The organism is Neptuniibacter sp. QD72_48 (genome assembly GCF_047778065.1).
GTDB lineage: Bacteria > Pseudomonadota > Gammaproteobacteria > Pseudomonadales > Balneatricaceae > Neptuniibacter.
Map to the genome: position 1 here is coordinate 3,648,148 of NZ_CP180547.1, position 19,263 is coordinate 3,667,410.

The following is a 19,263-nucleotide window of genomic DNA, read 5'->3' on the forward strand; positions in this document are numbered from 1 at the left end:
GGAAGGAAAGAAACTAAAGCTTAGAGGCTAATATCAATTAGCCTCTCATTTATCCGCAAAGATACTTTATAAGCTGTTAGCTGCTGATATTCAGTACCCAGCACCTCGTAATCTTCTTTATCTAGCGGCTTATCCAAGCGCTTCAAATAATACTGACCACCTTTGGAATAGATCTTATCGCCAATAATCGGGTGGTCTAGATGTGCTAAATGCGCCCGAATCTGGTGTTTCCTTCCAGTCATTAGCTCGCACTCAATCAAGCTTTTACCCTCTTCCTTTCGCAAGACCCGAAACAAGGTTTGGCTCTGTTTAGGCTTGGGGTACAAGTCTGATTCGGCTTGGTCCACTACATACATCTGACTGCGAATCAGACTACCAACTTTTTCCGATAGCTCACATTCGTAGCTGAGTTCATTCCATTTAGGAATGCCCTCTACCCAAGCATGATAGATCTTTTTGCTGATCAGTTTATCTAGACGTGGCTTCCACTTTTTATCCGCCGCTTTGTTCTTGGCTAGCAGAATAATGCCTGCGGTCTCGGTATCCAGCCGATGCAACAGGTGCGCATCCTCATAGGCTGTCTGACGACGCACAAGAGAAATTAGCGTGTTATATAGATTTCGAGTGGTACGGCTAACAGGCAGCAGATGGGGCTTAAATACAGCTAGAATTTCGTCGTTTTCCCAAAGCTTTTGCCAATGGGTATCAACAGGCTCTTCATAATGATCTGGCAGGGATACAACTACTTGCTGCCCTACTACTAAGACCTGGTTTGCTGAAGCAATGTGACCATCGACAGATATAAAACCCTCAGCAAATAACTGAGGCAATTGTGCTTGATGAAGACTGGCTAAGCGCGTGGATAAGAAGCAATAGGTGGTTGGGGCTGCAGAATAAACTGGGAAATACAGAACAAAGCCATCAGCCATGATTCCCTCCTAGCCACTAACAAGCGCAGCTTCTAGCAACTGGCTAGTCGCTTTAAGGCATCTCTGGCGAGTGCTCAAACCCTTCGCTAAAGAACGCTTTGATAGAAAAAAGTAGCAATGAAGTTAGGCCCCAAATAAGCCCAGTAACTACACCAAGGTCAACAATGCCGCGCCAAGGCTGCTCTAGTTGATGCACAAGTAAGACCATTGAAATGATGCCTAGCGTTAGGCAGTAGGTAACGATCATACGTTTACGAACGATCGAGAAGAATCCCATGCAAAACAGGGGCGCAAAGACAAAGCGGACCGGAGAGACATTTTGCGACAGATACAGAATACGAGCCGCCACACGCGGTGACCACGCTTGTTGAAAGCCACGATAGCCTTCCGCAAAACCCATAAAGATCACGCTAAATGCTAAGGCTGCCCAGTGGTACCAAGAAAGATCATAGTTAAAGGTCTGCAGACCTATATCGCTAAGACGATAGATCGCGCTGCCTATTAACAGGAAAATACCGCTGATACCCCATAGCGCTGCAATATAACCAATCACTCTATCTGTCTCTTTTGTAACCAATGCATTAGAAGCGGCGATTATACCCTCGCCAGCGATAGAGCCCAAATTTAAGACAAAAAAAACCACCGCAAGCGGTGGTTAAAGCACTAATCAACAGTTTAAACGGGGGAGATCACTCCCCCCTTGAGTGAGGTTGATTCGATAAGAAATGTTTTGTTAGTTCCTTAGTAGCCGTTCAGCTTATCGATATATTCCGGTAGGAATAGCGAGATCTGCGGCACGTAAGTGATCAAGATTAGGAATCCTAACAATAGGCAGAGCCACGGCAAGCAGGCCTTGATAACCCATATCATGTTCTGCCCGGTAATCCCGGCGGTCACAAAGAGGTTAAGCCCTACCGGCGGGGTGAGCATCCCGATCTCCATGTTTACAACCATGATGATACCTAGGTGAATTGGGTCGATACCTAGCTGCGTTGCGATTGGGAACAGGATCGGCGCCATGATCAATAGGATCGCTGACGGCTCCATAAAGTTACCCGCGATCAGTAGTAAGATGTTTACTACGATCAAGAAGCCCCACGCTGGTAGACCCCAAGCTAAAATCTGTTCAGCAATCGTGTGCGGAATACGTTCTGTTGTTAGAACGTGCGCAAACAGCATTGCGTTAGCAATGATGAATAGCAGCATCATGGATACTTTAGATGCGTCTAGCAGTACTTTACGTACTTCTGGGTCATTGATTGACTTAGGTAAAGCCCAAAGCATCTGCAGTGCGTTTCGCACCGCTGCAGTCACAAAGTTCTCGCCATCTTTCTGCCACGGAATACCTTTCATCGGACCAATATCACGATAACCCATTACCGCAATAAAATAGCCGTATACTGCAGCTACTGCCGCCGCTTCCGTTGGCGATGCAACACCACCGTAAATAGAACCTAGTACGATGAAGATCAGCATCAAACCACCCATCGCGATTAGGCCAGACTTGGCCAACGCTCGGAAACCTGGGAACGGCTGAGATGGAAGACCTTTAACACGCGCAACGATGTAGATAGCGATCATTAGGATCAGACCCATCATTAGGCCCGGGATGAAACCCGCCATAAACATACGTGAAGCCGAAACTTCTGTCGCTGCAGCGTATACCAGCATTACGATAGACGGTGGGATCAAGATACCCAAAGTACCCGCATTCGCGATTACACCTGCAGCGAAAGACTGTGGGTAACCAGAGCGCACCATACCCGCGATACAGATAGTACCGATCGCGGCTACTGTTGCTGGAGATGAACCAGATACCGCAGCAAATAGCATACACGCCATTACCGATGCCATCGCCAGACCGCCTCGGATATGACCCACGGTATCAACCGCGAAGTTAATCAAACGTTTTGCTACCCCCCCGGTAGACAAGAACGCAGAGGACAGAATGAAGAACGGGATCGCTAGTAGCGTGTAATGTTCTGAAGTCGCCTCAAACAGTTTCAATGCAATCGATGCAAGCGAATCATTTGAGAACAACAAAATAGTGGTTACAGAAGATAGGCCCAATGCGATAGCAATCGGCATACCGATGATCATGCACCCAAACAGAGTGATAAACAGTACAGCAATAGTCATTTATTTATCCTCCTGCTTTTTTTGATTTTGGCTGTCGTTAGGATCGCCTAGTGCTGTTTCTTTCAGCTCGTTAGCGATCTCCATAGACTCTTCCGCTTCATCCGCGAAGTGGAAACCATCAGCCTTGTGCGTAATTACTTTCCAACCCAGTTCTAAGAAGCGAATGATCAGAAGCACAAAGCCAATCACCAAGATGCTCATAGGGATCCATTTCGGTACTGGAAGATCTTCCAGCTCGATACCGATCATCTTCATCTTGCTGATATAGATCCAAGAGCCGTATAAAAACAGTCCGCAGTAAACCAAGCACAAGCCAACAGCAGCTAAAGTGACATACCGATGCATATTTTCGGGCATCAGTTTTACAAAAACATCCACGCCGATATGGGCACCTACTTTGACACCATAAGAAGCACCAAAAAGTACAAACCATGCAGCGAGTAAAAGGGTCACTTCCTGTGCCCAATGGATACCGGCGTTAAAACCAAAGCGCGCTACCACTTCAGCAAATACCAGTAATGTCATTGAAACTAGAAGCAGGGATAAAAAGCCCTCTTCCAATTTTGTTACTAGATTACGAACCATATACAGCTCCCCTAGCGACTCACGTCGTTAATAGTTTTTCATAAGGAGATATTCACAGGACAACCCACGGCTAGCGCCGTTAACCGTTCTCCTCTGAACATAACCGAGCGGGCAAAGCCCACCCGGTTAAGAGGCGTGATATTAGTTGCTTGCAGCTGCAGCTTTGATTAGATCAGCACCGATCTCATCTTCAAACTGCTTCCATACAGGCTTCATCGCTTCAACCCACTGAGCACGTTCTGCGTCAGTTAGGCTAACAACTTGAGAACGCTTAGAATCGATAATTTTCTGCTTATCAGACGCAGCTTTTTCAGCAGCAATGCCGTTACCGTGTTTGATTGCTTCATCTAGCGCTTTCTTAACTTCAACTTTCAGATCAGCATCAAGACCCATCCAGAACTCAGCAGAAGTTACTACTAGGTAGTCCAGTACACCGTGGTTAGATTCAGTGATGAAAGGCTGAACTTCGAAGAATTTTTTAGAGTAAATGTTTGACCAAGTGTTCTCTTGACCGTCGATCGCTTTAGTTTGTAGAAGTGTGAATACTTCAGAGAAAGGTTTTTTCAGTGGAACTGCATCTACAGCTTCGAACTGAGCCTGTAGTACGTCAGATGTCATGATACGGAATTTCTTACCAGAAGCATCAGCTGGTACTTTTAGCTCTTGGCTTGCAGAAAGCTGCTTCATACCGTTGTGCAGGTAACCAAGACCCACTAAACCTTTGCTCTCTAGAGAACCTAATAGTTTTTGACCATCTGGGCTGTTCTGGAATTTTTCTACCGCAGCCATATCTTTAAACAGGAAAGGCAGATCGAAAATCTGAAGTTTTTTAGTGAACTTCTGGAATTTAGATAGAGAAGGTGCAGCCATCTGCACATCACCTAGCAACATCGCTTCCAAAACTTTGTTGTCGCCGAATAGCTGAGAGTTAGGGAAGACCTTAACTTCAACTTTGCCAGCTAAACGCTCATCTACTAGCTCTTTAAATTTAAGAGCCATCTGGCCTTTTGGTGTGTTTTCAGCAACCACGTGAGAAAACTTAATTTCTACTGGGGCTGCAACAGCAGCTTGTGCTCCTAGAGTTAGTGCAAGGGAAGTTACCGCAGCGGTCAGTAAACGCATTGTGCATCTCCTGTTTAATTGAATTTAATTATGTTTGTTTTGTTTGAAATTCAGCGCTTTCTGTTTTTAGCAGTCACAGAACTTTCTGAACTCATCACACAAGAGAGCAAAGATAGGGCCAACTGTGAAATATGATTTTCACAAACCTCTGTAGCACCTATAAACATTGAGATACAGGTTAAACGTATGTTTAAAGCAAGGATTTAAGCGGCTAGAAAAAATGGCGGAAACTCACCCATTTACAATTTTAAAATCAGTGAATTCCCATCCATCTGTGTTTTATTTATTGAACCAGCATCCAAAAATGGCGTTTCATTGATCTACATCGAAAGAACAAAGCACCTAAGGCTTGTGTGTAATATCAGCTTCGCCTTATGATGAGTTACTGACTATGCTAACCACTATTATAAAAATGACGGCAATTATGACGGGAGCTGAAGTGTGAAATTGGATGGCCTATCAATTCAAACAAAGGTAAACATTTCTCTAGCAGTTGTGTTCCTGATTATCTTGGTTAGCTCTCTAACCGCGATTTACCGTAGTGAAACTCAGTTAGTTTCTGAAGTTGTACAACGTACAACAACCGAGACGGCTGATTCCTACTTTGACAGTATCAATATACTGATGCTGAGCGGTGCCATGTCTAACCGTGAAACCCTACAGAAAAAGATTCTTGCCAATCCTGATGTCTTAGAAGCACGTATTATCCGCGCCGATAGTGTTTCCAAAGTTTACGGGCCCGGCACCGATGACTCCAAAATAATGGATGACCTCGATAAACGTGCAATGCAGGGTGAACAGATTATTGAAGAGATCGATGATGCTAAAGGCCACCGCCTGACCGTTATCACTCCAATGAAAGCCCTACCGGACTATAAAGGTACTAACTGCTTACTCTGCCACCAGACGGCTGAGGGTGATGTATTAGGTGCCGTTCGAGTCACCTACTCTTTTGAAAATCTAGATAACACTATTCGCGCTAACCTGATCAGTGTAGCTTTGACCGAGTTAGTACTATTTATTATCGGCTTAGTCCTAATTAGTCTGTTACTAGGTCACCTAGTAGTACGCCCAGTTAAACGTATGGGTAAGACGATCAACACCATTCATGAAAACTCAGATCTTAAATTGCGCATAGATGTAACTTCCAAAGATGAAATCGGCACGATGTCAACATCTCTGAACACTATGCTCGAAGACTTCCACTCCAGTCTAAGCAAAGTAAGTTCTACCGTTCATCAGCTAAGTTCGTCGAGCACATCTATCAATGACATTGCTGATATGGCAAATAGCGCGGTAAACAATCAGCAGATACAAACCAGTGCTGTCGCTTCTGCGATGGAACAGATGGAAGCTGCAACTAAAAGTGTTGAAGCAAGCGCCGAAAATACAGTATCAGCTTCTGACCTAGCCCTTGAGCAAAGTAATGAAGGTACGCAAATTACTCAACAAGCGATCAATGCCATTGACTCCCTGAAGAGTAATATTGACCGAGCTCTGAATGTTATCAACAAGCTAGATGAACAAAGTCAGAGTGTTGGAACCGTACTAGAAGTGATTCAGAAAATTGCTGAGCAAACTAACTTACTGGCGCTTAACGCTGCCATCGAGGCGGCCCGTGCAGGTGAGCAAGGCCGAGGCTTTGCCGTGGTAGCGGACGAAGTACGCACCCTAGCAAGTAAAACTCGCAACTCTACGGAAGAGATCAACGCGATTATTGAAGAGCTTCAAAACGATGCGCGTGATGCGGTATCTGTAATGGATCAAGCACACTCGAGTGCAGAAGCAGGTGTAGCTAAAGTACAGGAAACATCTGATGCGCTAATCAAGATTGCCGAAGAAGTTCGTGCGATTAACGATATGAATCACATGGTTTCTTCATCGGTTAAAGAGCAAACAGAGATGGCTAGTAGCGTTGAGTCTAGCGTACATGAGATCGCTCAAACAGCTGAGCATACTTCATCTCGTGCAGGTCAACTGAACCAAGTTGCTCATGAGCTGAATACGCTAGCTGGACAGCTAGAAATGATGGTACAGAAATTCAAACTATAACCTTCTAAACAAAATAAAGAAGCCGCCAATATGGCGGCTTCTTTATTAATAGAACGAGAGGGGATCGCTCTATCATATGGCACCCGTCACTACTCGGGTAGCTGATACACCGCTTTAAAAATTTGCTGTAGCTGTTAACCACAGTTTGCTCTTATCCGCGCCAGTATCACCTGCGTCATAGTCAGCATACTTCAGGCTTAAACCGTAGTTTTTGCCAAACTTTTTGGCCGCAACAAAACCCCATTCCGAGCCTAAATCAGCGCCCGTTTCTTCAACTTCATAGTCGTGATAAACCGCAAGCAATTTAACACCTGCCAACTTAGTGCCCACGCTGATATAAATATCTTCAATGCCATCTGCAGGTGTTGCTAAAAACTGGTCAACCCAACCCTGAAATTTATGCTTAGTGGCTAATGGTGTATTGAATCCTACGCCACCATCAGAGCCAAGAACTTCATAACCTAGCTTGGTTGTCACACCAGAGAACGCCACACCACCCTCTAATAGATAGTAGTCAGGATCAGTCGAGCCGTTATCCTGTGTAGCGTACTCAGCTGTGTATAGAAGCTTGGTATCACCTGCATCTTGAGAACCACTAAAACGAACGCCGTAAGTATCTAGGTCATAACCACCAACTTTATCTTCCTCAAAGTTGTAGTAGTAACCGGTTAAAACGCCAAATGGCAGACCTTTGTATTTTACGTTGAACAAGTGTGTCTTGTGCTTGCTGTCCGAACCCGTAATACCATGGACATCATTGATATAAGCGTAGAACACCTCCGTATCAGCCAGAGAGCTGTTCTTAACCGATAGCGAATCGTAAGTCTGCTCATTCTGACGGAAACCTACACCACCAACAAAGCGTTGGTTGTCTAAAAGGATACGCTGGCGACCAACCTTTACAGTGGTATCAGACAAACCTGTAAATGCTAAATACGCTTGGTTTACTTCTGTGCCTTCAGGGTCAACGATTTTTGTTTTCGTTCCCATGCCGTTAACGCCATCGTTGTATTCGACATCGTCCAGTTCAGTTACGTCATCTACTTCAACCAATGCAGATACAGATTTGAATTCATCTGTTTTAAAGGTTAATCGAGACTTTAACGTCAAAGCATTCGCATCTTCAGCGGCAGAATCGTCTTCAACGTCTTCATAACGTAGACGGAAGCTAACGGAGGTTTCACCGTTCTGAAACGCTTCAGCAATAGACTCAGCGGCATAAGCTGATGGGGTCGATATAGCTGCGATAGCCGTGGCTAACAACAACTTAGAGGGTAGTTGATTCATTGTTTACTCCTAACTCACAAAAGATTGCTAGTACTGGAGCAACGCCTATGCCAACAGGCGTATTTTTAAGAAAATCAGCTCAGCAAACATTAAAAATGCATAAATTGCACATTTTTGAATCAGCTAAAGCAACGCCTGCTTTTCTGCGGTGCAGCAAAACAGATTAAGTCAACACCGAGTTAGTGCAGACTCGTCCAGAATTAATCCGATATTTTGAAAGGGTATCTACTACAAAATTATTACAACCTTACCCACAAGACATATTTTGAATATTTGATCATTAATTAATGAACCTATTTTTCTCGAATAGGTCACTCTTAAGGAAACGGAACCCTTCTTTGGAGAATAGCCTTGTATATACGCGCATTCGTAGCAAGCTTTACGATCTTATTGACCTCTCAAACTAAGGCTGCAACATTGGATGTTACTGTTCTAAACCCCGATAAATCAGGGGTAAATTCCATCGTCCTCTATGCTGAACCTATAGACCAGCCAGCTCCTAAGATAGAACGTCAGAAAATCGAGATCACACAAAAAGATCGCGCATTTGCGCCGCACATTACGGTGATGCAACGCCAAGATGAGGTACAGTTCAGTAATAAAGATGACTTTACCCACCATATCTACTCGATCTCCGGCCCAAACCGTTTTTCCTTTAAACTGAAATCAGGCGAATCCAAGGCCCTAGAGACGTTTGAGCCCGATTCATCCACTGAGACAGTCGCTATGGGCTGTAACATCCATGATTGGATGAGCGGCTTTATACTTATCGTCGATACGCCTTATTTTGCCAAAACCACTAAAACTGGCTCAGTTTCGTTCGATTTTCATCACTTGGGCAAATATCGCCTAACCTTATGGCATCCGCAGTTAAAAGCGGAAAACAATCGATTAACCCAGATAGTGGATATTAGCCAAGACCAAAAACTGACCTGGCAATTGAGCGAAACCTTCTACGAAGTGAAGCCAAAGGCTGACGAAGAAGACTTCGAATTCCTGGATGAATACTAGTTATTGGATGACTGACCATGGGCAGTTTAAAAACCAAAATATTTATATTCTTTGTCGCCTTATTAATGGTGGTTCAAGCAGCATCTTTGTGGATGGTCTACGACGCCAACAATAAACAAGGGGACGTTCAGATCCAATCGCGGCTCAATGCCGCTGTCTCCGTTTTTGACACCCTTTATCAGCAACGAAACTACTATCTCCAAGCCTTCGCCGAAACAGCTGCAAAGGACTTCGGTTTGAAAGAGGTCTTCGGCGCTGACCAACGTAGTTTTCTGATTGCATTGAATAACCACCGCAAGCGCATTGATGCCGATATAGCAATCGCTGTAGACCAAAAGTTCTCGATTATCGGTCAGCTTATTCGCCGCAATCCAAATGAAAAAATCCGTTTAGGCCCCGAACAAGGCCAACCGTTCCCTTCGCCACAATGGTTTGGCGTAGATGGCACGTTTACCAAACTGTACCAGCAAGAAAACGAGTTATACCAACTCAGTTTTGCTCCATTAAAAAGTGGGCAACAAGTCGTCGGCTGGATCGGCTATGGCTATCAGATTAATACCACCCTGGCACAAAACTTTGCCGATATTACTGGGCTGAGTATCGAATTCATGTTGCAGCAGGAAGATAGCCAATGGCGCGCTATTGCTGCTGCGATCCCGACAAGCCATCCTCAAGCACCGAGCCAGCAAGGCTTAGCAGTTATTGAAAATCGGGTACCAGGCCACCTTTTCGCAACCCAGATTGAAGTGGGCATGGTCAGCAAGAGTCCTCTGCAAGTAACGATCTTTGGCTCTCGCTCTAACCTACTGGAAACCCTACAAGAGAACTGGTGGCACCTACTAGCACTTGAAGGCGGTATGGTGACAATCACCATGCTGGCAGCCTATCTCCTCGCTGGCAGTATTACCCAACCGGTTAGAAAACTGGTACGCCAAGCTCAATATATTGCGCGAGGAAACTATGACAGCAGTGTAGATATCAGTGAAAAGAACGAGATGGGGCAGCTTGCAAAAGAGTTTAATCAGATGCAACAAGCGGTCTTGGTACGAGAGCAAAAGATCAGCCACCAGCTAAAGCATAACAGCCTGACCAATCTCCCAAACCGTTTCTCCCTACTCGAAACTTTAGACACCCTGCTGCAGCAAAAAGACACTTTCTTTAGCCTTCTCCATCTGGATATTCGTCGCACACGCACCGTCAACGACACGCTTGGCTACCAGATTGGCGATATGATGATTAAAGAAGTAGGTAAACGCCTGTTGAAGCTCAACGGTGCCAGCCAAACCTTCCATTTAGACGGTGACGAATTCGCCATGTTGATCGAGTGCTCGACACTGAGCGAGCTGGTGCAATGGCAGCAAAAGATTGAGCAAGTGATGGATGACCCTCTGTGTGGTGAAGACACCCTACTCCACTTACAGCTACAGGTTGGCTTTGCCCGTGTGCCTGAAGATGCCGATGATCCACAAACTCTTCTGCAAAAAGCTGATACAGCGCTTAGCCATGGTAAGAAAGCACAGCAGAGCTTCCAGCAATATCTCCCAGAAATGGATGCCGATGCCAACCGCCGCTTAAGCTTAGTAAATGACCTTAAGGTTGCTATAGCTGAAGACCAGTTATGTTTGTTCTATCAACCTAAGCTCGATCTAAAAACCGGAAAAATCCATCAACTGGAAGCATTAGTTCGCTGGCAGCACCCGATTCAGGGCATGATCCCACCCGATTCCTTTATCTCTATCGCTGAGCAAACAGGCCAGATCGATGCCCTCAGCAATTGGGTAATGAATGAAGCCGCTCGACAATATCAAGCTTGGGCAGAAATAGGGCTACATCTGTCTATCGCGGTGAACATCTCTGCGGAAAACCTAAAAAACCAACAGCTGATCAATACCCTCAAAGGGATTTGGAAAACACATCAACTGCCGCAAAACTCACTTTCCCTGGAAGTAACGGAAAGTGCCGTCGTAAGTGACCCAGAGAGCGCAATTAAAATGCTCTGCGAAATAAAAGGTCAAGGGATCAAACTGTCGATTGATGACTACGGTACAGGTTACTCATCACTAGCTCAGCTGAAACAGATGCCGGTTTCCGAGCTAAAAATCGACCGTTCATTTATCGATAAAGTTCACATGAGCAGCGACGACCAGATCATTGTTAGATCCACCATCCGTATGGCCCATGATATGGGGCTAACGGTTGTCGCGGAAGGAATCGAAGATCAAGAAACTCTGACATGGTTAGAACAACATGACTGTGATTTAGCACAGGGCTATTTCATCAGCCGACCTCAACCCGCAAGCGAACTAAGTAGTTGGCTGCTAGAATCGGAGTACAACCCGTCTTCGATCACAAAGGTTTTACATGGATAGTCGCTGGTTTGCAGCATTGACGCTTTTATCTCTGCCTGTACATGCAATTGATGTAGATTTGAAAGGACTCGTTGATATCCGAGCTAGCCACTCTTCCGGTGAACAGAGCTATGTCAGTGGTCAATTCGGCAAGCTCCAAAACTCGCCCGGCGGCGATCTATCTCTAGGGCAGCTAGGCCTGAACTTAAAACTAGGTTTGAGTGACCAACTCAGTTTTGTTGTCGTAGGGAACAGCTTTGTCGATGATGAGAAAAGCGAAGTTGGGCTGACGGAAGTTTTCCTTAAATATTCAGGCCTTCCCAGTGATATAGGTGTTAGACACAGCGCCCGCGTCGGTACCTTTTACCCACCTATATCATTAGAGAACAGAGCCACTGCTTGGTCACCCGCTAATACACTGACTCCTTCAACGATGAACAGTTGGATTGGTGAGGAGGTGCGCACCACCGGCATAGAGTACACGGCAGAGTGGTTGGGAAAGTTTAGAGAGGTCGATTACGACCTAAAGCTCAACACAGGTTTATTTGGTTTTAACGATACCGCTGGTTCGATGCTGTCTTGGCATGGTTGGACGCTTAGCGGTCGCCAATCCGTTATCGGCGAAGGCCTCCCTGTGCCACAAACCCCTGCGCAAACGAACCTGCTTACAGATCAAGCAAAAGAATCTGACCCTTTTCATGAAGGCGATGACCGCCTTGGTTACTTTTTAAATGCCGAGTATAAGCTGAAAAAGAAACTACTCCTGCAAGCCGGTTATTACGACAACAATGCCACCCCCTATATGCTTGAGGATGGTCAATATGGTTGGGAAACCCGATTTGCCTACACGGGTTTCCGCTGGCAGATCGATAAACAGTGGAGCCTGATGGGCCAGGTGATGCAGGGCTCAACCCTGATGCAATCACCGCAAAAAGTCAATGTGGTCGATAATGATTACCGTAGCGCCTATCTAACCTTAAGCTGGCGTAACGGTCCTCATCGACTATCAACACGCCTAGAAGAGTTTTCGGTTACAGATCTAGATCAGACGGTTGGCGACAACAATGATGAGTACGGCAAAGCCTTTACCCTTAGCTACCGTTACCGTCTTAACCGCCAATGGTTTCTGTTGAATGAGTTCAATTGGATAAATAGCACCCGAGCCGCGAGAGCATACAACCAAGATGATCCGAAGCAGCTAGAACGCCAGATTCAGGTAGCGCTCCGTTACTATTTTTAAGTCCAATTATTTAAAATCTTTCTTATCCAACCCGTACTTCTTCATTTTGTCGTAAAGAGTTTTTCGCGGTAAACCAAGGCTAGTTAATGTCTCTTTGATGGAGCCAGCGCAACGTGCAAGCTCAGCCTGAATCAACATGCTTTCAAACTGCTCGACCTTATCCGGCAGGCTCATATTGTTGTAGCCATCATTGTCGGTGATCGGTTTATTCTCAAAGTCGAATGTACAACTTTCACCCAAAAGCACATAGCGCTCGGCCAGATTGCGAAGTTCGCGGACATTGCCCGGCCAATCGTGGGTCATCAAACTGTGCATACGTTCAGCCGATAACAGCGGCACCTCTCGGCCATATTGCGAAGAAGCAATCAATGAGAAGTGCTGGAACAACAAGCCTATATCTTCACGTCGCTCACGTAGCGGCGGGATATCCACTCGCACAACATTCAGACGATAATAGAGATCTTCTCGGAAATTTCCCTGTTCGGCAGCCTCACGTAGATCTACCTTAGTTGCTGCAATCACGCGAAGATCGAGCGGAATGACTTCGTTAGCGCCAAGGCGTTCAATTGCCCGCTCTTCCAAGACTCGCAGTAACTTAATCTGCAAGGTCATCGGCATGCTTTCGATCTCATCTAAAAACAGCGTACCGCCATTAGCATGCTCAAACTTACCGATACGACGTGCTTTAGCATCGGTAAACGCGCCCTTTTCGTGACCAAAGAGTTCAGATTCGATCAGATTTTCAGGTACAGCACCGCAGTTAATCGCGACAAAATTCTGATCGCGGCGGTGGCTGTGCTCATGGATGTAACGGGCCATCAGGTCTTTACCTGTACCGGTTTCACCCAAGATCAGAATATCAGCGGGGGTATCCGCAATTGCATGCACTAAACCACGTACTTGGGCAATCATGGAGGTATTACCGATAATACGTGGGCCCGGCGCGCTCTGAGCTTCCAACTCTAACTTAAGACGGCGGTTTTCGATAACGAGGTTGCGCTTCTCAATCGCTCGGCGCACCACGTCTAACATCAAGTCAGAAGAGAAAGGTTTTTCGATAAAGTCGTAGGCACCATCCCGCATAGCACCCACCGCCATAGTAATATCACCATGACCGGTAATCAGGATCACAGGCAAAGTGGCATCGAGATTAACCACCTGCTTCATCAACTCAAGACCATCCATGCCCGGCAGATTGATATCGGTAATTAAAATACCTGGCCAATCATCTTGGATAATCGCAAAAGCTTGTTCAGCCGTTTCAACGGCGGTCACTTCATAGCCCGCTAATTCAAGGGCCTGTCCAGCCGCTAACCGAATATGTTCTTCATCATCCACTAAAAGAATGGGCAATAACCTATTCTCACTCATGCGGCTTTCCATTTCTTAATCAACCAATCGTGTTATTAAGGTTATCAGGCTGATCGGCTTTAGGTAAGCAAATACGGAACACCGCTCCACCCTGAGCATGATTGGAGACAGCCAATTCCCCACCCATACTTTCAATAATACGGTGAGAGATCGACAAACCCAGCCCTAAACCCTGACCCGCTTTTTTAGTGGTGTAGAAGGGCTCGAATACTCGATTCAACTCCTGCGACGGTATACCCGGGCCGAAGTCTCGCACATTAAGGCTGATCTGCTTATTTTGTTCCGACAAGCTGATATCCACAACTGGTTTGGTCTGATTTTCCATCGCTTGCAGAGCATTACTGATCAGATTGACCAACACCTGCTCCAAACGCACGGTGTCGCCGAGCACATAGATCCGTTCAAGACCAGAGGGCCAATTTACCTCTGCATCCGCCTTGCTTAAACGGCCATACATGATCGACATCGCGCCATCATGCACATTTTTAAGACAGACCGGCTCCACGCCACCTGTTGTTTTGCGCGAGAATTCTTTCAGCGGATGAATGATCTTCGCCATTCGCTCGGTCAGGCCACTAATTTCGCTGAGGTTCTTCTCTACCGGTTCAGTTTTACCTAATTCCATAAAGGCTTTGGCATTATCCGCATAAGTACGGATGGCCGTTAACGGCTGATTCAACTCGTGGTTGATACCCGCAGACATCTGACCAAGCACAGCCAACTTTGCCGTTTGAATCAGCTCATTTTGGGTATTCTCGTGCTTGGCGACTTCGTCACGAAGTTTAAGGTTGGCATTGGTAAGATCTTCGGTACGTGCTGCAACCCTATGCTCTAGCAACTCTCGCGCACGTTTTAACTCTTCTTCGTACTGCTTGCGCTGAGTAATATCGTGAATGGTGACGATAAAGCGTTTCACCACGCCATAATCCATATGACCGATAATCAATTCAATTGGGAACTCAGAACCATCTTTGCGCAATCCTAGCGCCTCTGTATACAACTCCTGCTGTCGGTCACTATCTGGCGCCGTTAAATGCTGCCAACAGAGCGCACGATCGTTCTGGGAGAGGAATTTACTAAAATATTTACTCCTCACCTCCTGTTCGTCATAACCAAACAGTTTTTCAGCCATCAAGTTCAGGCTTTCAATCCGTCCCTGATCATCCAACGTGATTAGACCCGCTTGCGTGTTATCAATGATGGCACGTACACGCTGCTCGCTCGCTTCCAAAGCTTGGGTTTCTTTCAGCTTAAAACGTGCGCGCTCTCGAGTAATACGCTGTCGTGTCAGTAACACTAACACCAACAAGATTAACGCGAGAAAGATAAAACCTGCGGTCAAAGCGGTATAGAACATCCGCACTTTAACCGCCTTAGTACTGGCTAAGACAACTACAGTTAAACCGCTATCGGGTAGTTCTCTACTTTGCAGAAGAAATTCACGTGGCCGGATGCCATCGAGGGCTTGGTTTTTTATTCGCTTACCGTCCACCAGCGTAATCAAAGTCGCACCATTTTCCTGTGGTGCACGCGAAATAATCTCGAGGGCCGTTAAAGTATGATCACCATAGCGCAGACTCTCAGAAATGCGTTGGATATCAGCTTTGCTCAGTGGGTGTAGGGTTCTGAATTTCCAATCTTCTCGGGTTGAGATAAAGATAACACCATCTTCATCGGTCACTAGAATGTCTAGATCAGGATCGGTCCAATCTGATTCAATTTCGTTTAAATCAATTTTTACAACCACAACCCCAATGATCTGGCTGCGCAGATAAACAGGGTATGAGAAATAATAACCTCGTCGGTTAGATACTGAACCCAAGGCGAAATAGCGGCCAGGTTTGCCTTTAATCGCATCTTGAAAGTAGGGACGATAAGCGTAATTTTTCCCCATAAAAGAGTACGCTTCCGCCCAGTTACTCGAGGCAATAGCCGTCCCATCCTTGTCCATCAGATAGACATCAGTCGCATTAATCGAATTATTTACTGATTCTAAATAGACACTGGCCTGGCCTGAAAGGAACGAATCTTCAGGCTTGGCTAAAGCTTCAACCAATGTGGAGTGTGATGACAGTAGCGCAGGCAGGTCTTTATATCGATCCAACTTCTGCTGCAGGCTCAACAGGTAACGATTGAGATCGGCACCGGAGCGCTGTTGCAGGGTTTGATAGCCTTGAGATTGACTTAGAAATGTAATTTGCCCAACCACCAAAAGGAATGCAAAAGCCAATACGACAAAGAAAAGCAGCCGATACTGACGCCAGCGAAGTGATTGAGTCTGTGGCATAAAACCTAGCCTGTCTGTGTAAAAAGGGCTTTTATTAACGTAACTGCAAAAGAAATACTTAATTTCGTTAACATAGTCGCTCTATACTAAGGTATATATTCTTGAACACCAAACATGGTATTAAGGATTAAGGGGCGTGTCTCTAAAGCCCTATTCGGCTTTAGAGGCAGACTCCTAAATACATAACTATATTATTTGCGTAATCTGAAGAAGGGACTAATTACTCTTATGCTGAAACGAACCAAAATTGTAGCAACCTTAGGTCCATCCACCGATGAACCTGGTGTTTTGGAAGATATTTTAAGAAACGGCGTAAACACTGTACGTCTAAATTTCTCCCACGGCAGCGCGGATGACCACCGCCGTCGTGCCAGTGAGGTCCGTAAAGCAGCACGTAAACTGGGTTTATCTATCGCAATTTTAGGTGACCTACAGGGTCCTAAAATTCGTATCGCACGATTTAAAGACACTAAGATTCAACTAGAAACAGGCGATACTTTTTTTCTAGATTCAGAACTCGGTAATGAAGATGGCGACCAAACCCAAGTCGGTATCGATTACAAAGCCTTGCCAGAAGATAGCCAAGCAGGCGATATTCTATTACTCGATGATGGCCGTGTTCAGTTGAAAGTCACTGCGGTTAACGGCTCTCGTATCGAAACTGAAGTGATCATTGGTGGCCCGCTTTCTAACAACAAAGGCATCAACCGTCAAGGTGGCGGCCTATCAGCTGCCGCTCTGACCGAGAAAGACCGTCGCGATATTAAAGTCGCTGGTGATATCGATATGGATTATATCGCGGTCTCTTTCCCTCGTAGCGCCGCTGATCTACAAGAAGCACGCGAACTACTAGATCACGCTGGAAGCCGTGCAGAGATTATCGCCAAGGTAGAACGTGCCGAAACTGTAGCTAGCAACGAAGCGCTGGATGAAATTATCTTAGCCTGCGATGGGATTATGGTAGCTCGTGGCGACCTAGGCGTAGAGATTGGCGATGCCGAGCTAATTGGCGTGCAGAAACACCTGATCAAGCGCTCTCGTGAACTCAATCGTTTTGTAATCACTGCAACACAGATGATGGAAACCATGATCGAAAACTCTATGCCGACCCGTGCTGAAGTCTTCGACGTTGCTAATGCGATTTTAGATGGTACAGATGCGGTGATGTTATCTGCTGAAACAGCGGCGGGTAAGCACCCTGTGGAAGTGGTTAAGTCGATGACTTCTATCTGCCAAGGTGCTGAGAAACATCAGTTGTCTCGTCCTGCTCCAACCAACATCACGCAAAAGCTGGAACGTTTCGATGAAACAATTGCTCGTTCAGCAATGTATACGGCGAACAACTTGTTGGGTGTTAAAGCCATAATCTGCTTAACCGAGTCGGGCTCCACTCCGCTGTGGATGTCACGTATCCGTTCAGGTCTGCCGATCTTTGCAGTAACACGCAATGAACGCACTATGCGCCGTACTGCACTGTACCGTGGTGTAGAACCGATCTTCTTCGATGCCACTCAGATCGAAAAAGAGAAGCTAAACGAAGAAATTCTGGCGGGCCTTAAAGCTCGTAACCTTTTAGAAACTGGCGATCTTGTTATCCTCACCCGCGGGGCATCCCTAGGTGAAGATGGCGGCACCAACTCTATGCAGGTTTTAGCGGTTCAATAAGCCATGATGAGGGGAAGCATTTGCTTCCCCTCAAACATTTTGAATGTAAAAAAGTGTATATACAGTTGCAGTTACCCAGCAATTAATTTTAATTTATCAGTTGCACACTTTTTGAGTGAGAGTAACTGTCACATGTTCCCCACCCCACTGCGGACTTTATCTAGAAACAAGGCTGCTTCAGCCCTGTTAACTATTCTATTTTTAATCCCGACGCTGGCGCATGCCAAAACGATGCCCGTTCGTGTTGAAACCGCCATAGCAGAGCCTTTTGAAGAGACGCTAACACTGCATGGTACGTTGAAAGCCGAGCTATCGGCGAATCTATCCTTAGCCGCTGAAGGAATCGTTAAAAACCTAAGTGTCGATATTGGCAGTCAGGTCAAAAAAGATGATCTGATTCTGAGCCTCGATGATGAAATCACCCGTCAGAACCTACTCAAATCCAAAGCGCAAACAACATCCACACAAACGCAGTTAAATGAGGCCCGCCGCCAGTTAAAAGAGGGTGAACTGCTACGCAAGAAAAAGCACATTGCACAAAATGCGTTGATCTCACTGCGTGTAGCGCGTGATGTCGCTCGATCAGATCTTGCCGCTGCCCAAGCCGAACAAGAGCGTTTCCAACATGAACTGGGTCAACATCAACTACTCGCACCTTTTGCTGGCATCATCACCGCTAAGCAAACAGAGAAAGGGGAATGGCTCAGTAGCGGCAATCCAGCAGTGACTCTGGTCTCTTTAGACAAAATTCTATTGGATGTGCAGATCCCTCAAGCCTATTTCGGTCGCATGCAGGAGATCACGACCATCACCATCTATCCCGATACGGCCCCGAATACCGCTATTGAAGGCTTGGTCAAAACAGTAGTGCCAGTAGGCTCGCAGCAGAGCAGAACATTCCTGACCCGCTTTAAACCCGTTCAAGCGAACCCTCTATTATTACCGGGCACATCGGCCAAGCTGGAATTGAACTTTTCCAAAGAGCAAAACGTAGTGATGGTGTCACGCGATGCCATTTTGCATCACGCCGATGACGGTAACAGCGTATTTATCGTGGTGGAAGGCAAAGCTGAACGCAGGCCGGTGGAATTGGGCAAGATCAAAGGCGATAAGATCCAGATCATTAATGGGATCAGTGCTGACGAGCAGGTTGTTATTCGCGGTAACGAGCTATTACGTGAAGGTGCAGAAGTTACTCTGCAACCTTAAGGTTTTCACAAGATTCTA

General features: G+C 46.0%; 14 protein-coding genes. 6 read left to right on the forward strand and 8 right to left on the reverse strand.

Going from position 1 to position 19,263, the window contains the following annotated elements:
- Window positions 1-20 precede the first annotated feature (20 nt).
- From ACMXYX_RS16835 to ACMXYX_RS16855, 5 genes are all read right to left on the reverse strand, one after another.
- Window positions 21-929, reverse strand: a complete 909-nt coding sequence (locus ACMXYX_RS16835; protein ID WP_415897156.1) for an RluA family pseudouridine synthase — start codon at window positions 927-929, stop codon at window positions 21-23.
- A gap of 52 nt (window positions 930-981) precedes the next feature.
- Window positions 982-1,482 carry a hypothetical protein gene (locus ACMXYX_RS16840; RefSeq protein WP_415889606.1) on the reverse strand — a complete coding sequence of 167 codons (501 nt, stop codon included), beginning with the start codon at window positions 1,480-1,482 and terminating at the stop codon, window positions 982-984.
- Window positions 1,483-1,670: 188 nt separating this feature from the next.
- On the reverse strand, window positions 1,671-3,068 hold the full coding sequence (locus ACMXYX_RS16845) for a TRAP transporter large permease (protein ID WP_415886227.1): 1,398 nt from the start codon (window positions 3,066-3,068) through the stop codon (window positions 1,671-1,673).
- On the reverse strand, window positions 3,069-3,653 hold the full coding sequence (locus ACMXYX_RS16850; protein ID WP_415897157.1) for a TRAP transporter small permease: 585 nt from the start codon (window positions 3,651-3,653) through the stop codon (window positions 3,069-3,071). It lies immediately after the preceding gene.
- Window positions 3,654-3,794: 141 nt separating this feature from the next.
- Complete coding sequence (locus ACMXYX_RS16855; RefSeq protein WP_415897158.1) at window positions 3,795-4,775, reverse strand: TRAP transporter substrate-binding protein; 981 nt, start codon at window positions 4,773-4,775, stop codon at window positions 3,795-3,797.
- A 441-nt stretch (window positions 4,776-5,216) separates the two neighbouring features.
- Here ACMXYX_RS16855 and ACMXYX_RS16860 point away from each other — a divergent pair, with 441 nt between their 5' ends.
- Entirely contained in the window at window positions 5,217-6,827 is a 1,611-nt protein-coding gene (locus ACMXYX_RS16860) for a methyl-accepting chemotaxis protein (protein WP_415882819.1), read from the forward strand.
- Between the two features lie 114 nt (window positions 6,828-6,941).
- Here the strand turns inward: ACMXYX_RS16860 and ACMXYX_RS16865 are convergent, their stop codons facing one another.
- A complete protein-coding gene (locus tag ACMXYX_RS16865) occupies window positions 6,942-8,114 on the reverse strand; it encodes an alginate export family protein (RefSeq protein WP_415882820.1) in 1,173 nt (390 codons plus the stop codon).
- A 351-nt stretch (window positions 8,115-8,465) separates the two neighbouring features.
- On the opposite strand from ACMXYX_RS16865, the gene ACMXYX_RS16870 reads away from it, so the two are divergent.
- Genes ACMXYX_RS16870 through ACMXYX_RS16880 form a run of 3 tightly spaced genes read left to right on the forward strand, consistent with a single transcriptional unit; the run spans window position 8,466 to window position 12,713 of the window.
- Entirely contained in the window at window positions 8,466-9,125 is a 660-nt protein-coding gene (locus ACMXYX_RS16870; protein WP_415882821.1) for a hypothetical protein, read from the forward strand.
- A 17-nt stretch (window positions 9,126-9,142) separates the two neighbouring features.
- A complete protein-coding gene (locus tag ACMXYX_RS16875) occupies window positions 9,143-11,494 on the forward strand; it encodes a putative bifunctional diguanylate cyclase/phosphodiesterase (RefSeq protein WP_415897159.1) in 2,352 nt (783 codons plus the stop codon).
- The gene (locus tag ACMXYX_RS16880; RefSeq protein WP_415897160.1) at window positions 11,487-12,713 is read left to right on the forward strand and encodes a hypothetical protein; all 1,227 of its coding nucleotides are present in this window, start codon (window positions 11,487-11,489) and stop codon (window positions 12,711-12,713) included. Before ACMXYX_RS16875 ends, ACMXYX_RS16880 begins: the two co-directional genes overlap by 8 nt.
- 6 nt (window positions 12,714-12,719) lie before the next feature.
- Here ACMXYX_RS16880 and ACMXYX_RS16885 read toward each other — a convergent pair whose 3' ends face one another.
- Entirely contained in the window at window positions 12,720-14,084 is a 1,365-nt protein-coding gene (locus ACMXYX_RS16885; protein WP_415897161.1) for a sigma-54-dependent transcriptional regulator, read from the reverse strand.
- Window positions 14,085-14,103: 19 nt separating this feature from the next.
- Window positions 14,104-16,371, reverse strand: coding sequence for an ATP-binding protein (locus ACMXYX_RS16890; RefSeq protein ID WP_415882825.1), 2,268 nt, complete (start codon window positions 16,369-16,371; stop codon window positions 14,104-14,106).
- 228 nt (window positions 16,372-16,599) lie between these two features.
- Between ACMXYX_RS16890 and pyk the strand changes: the two genes are divergently transcribed.
- Window positions 16,600-18,036 (forward strand): pyruvate kinase, encoded by a 1,437-nt coding sequence (pyk, locus tag ACMXYX_RS16895; protein WP_415882826.1) that lies wholly within the window; start codon window positions 16,600-16,602, stop codon window positions 18,034-18,036.
- Window positions 18,037-18,168: 132 nt separating this feature from the next.
- Window positions 18,169-19,245, forward strand: a complete 1,077-nt coding sequence (locus ACMXYX_RS16900; RefSeq protein ID WP_415906301.1) for an efflux RND transporter periplasmic adaptor subunit — start codon at window positions 18,169-18,171, stop codon at window positions 19,243-19,245.
- Window positions 19,246-19,263: the final 18 nt, after the last annotated feature.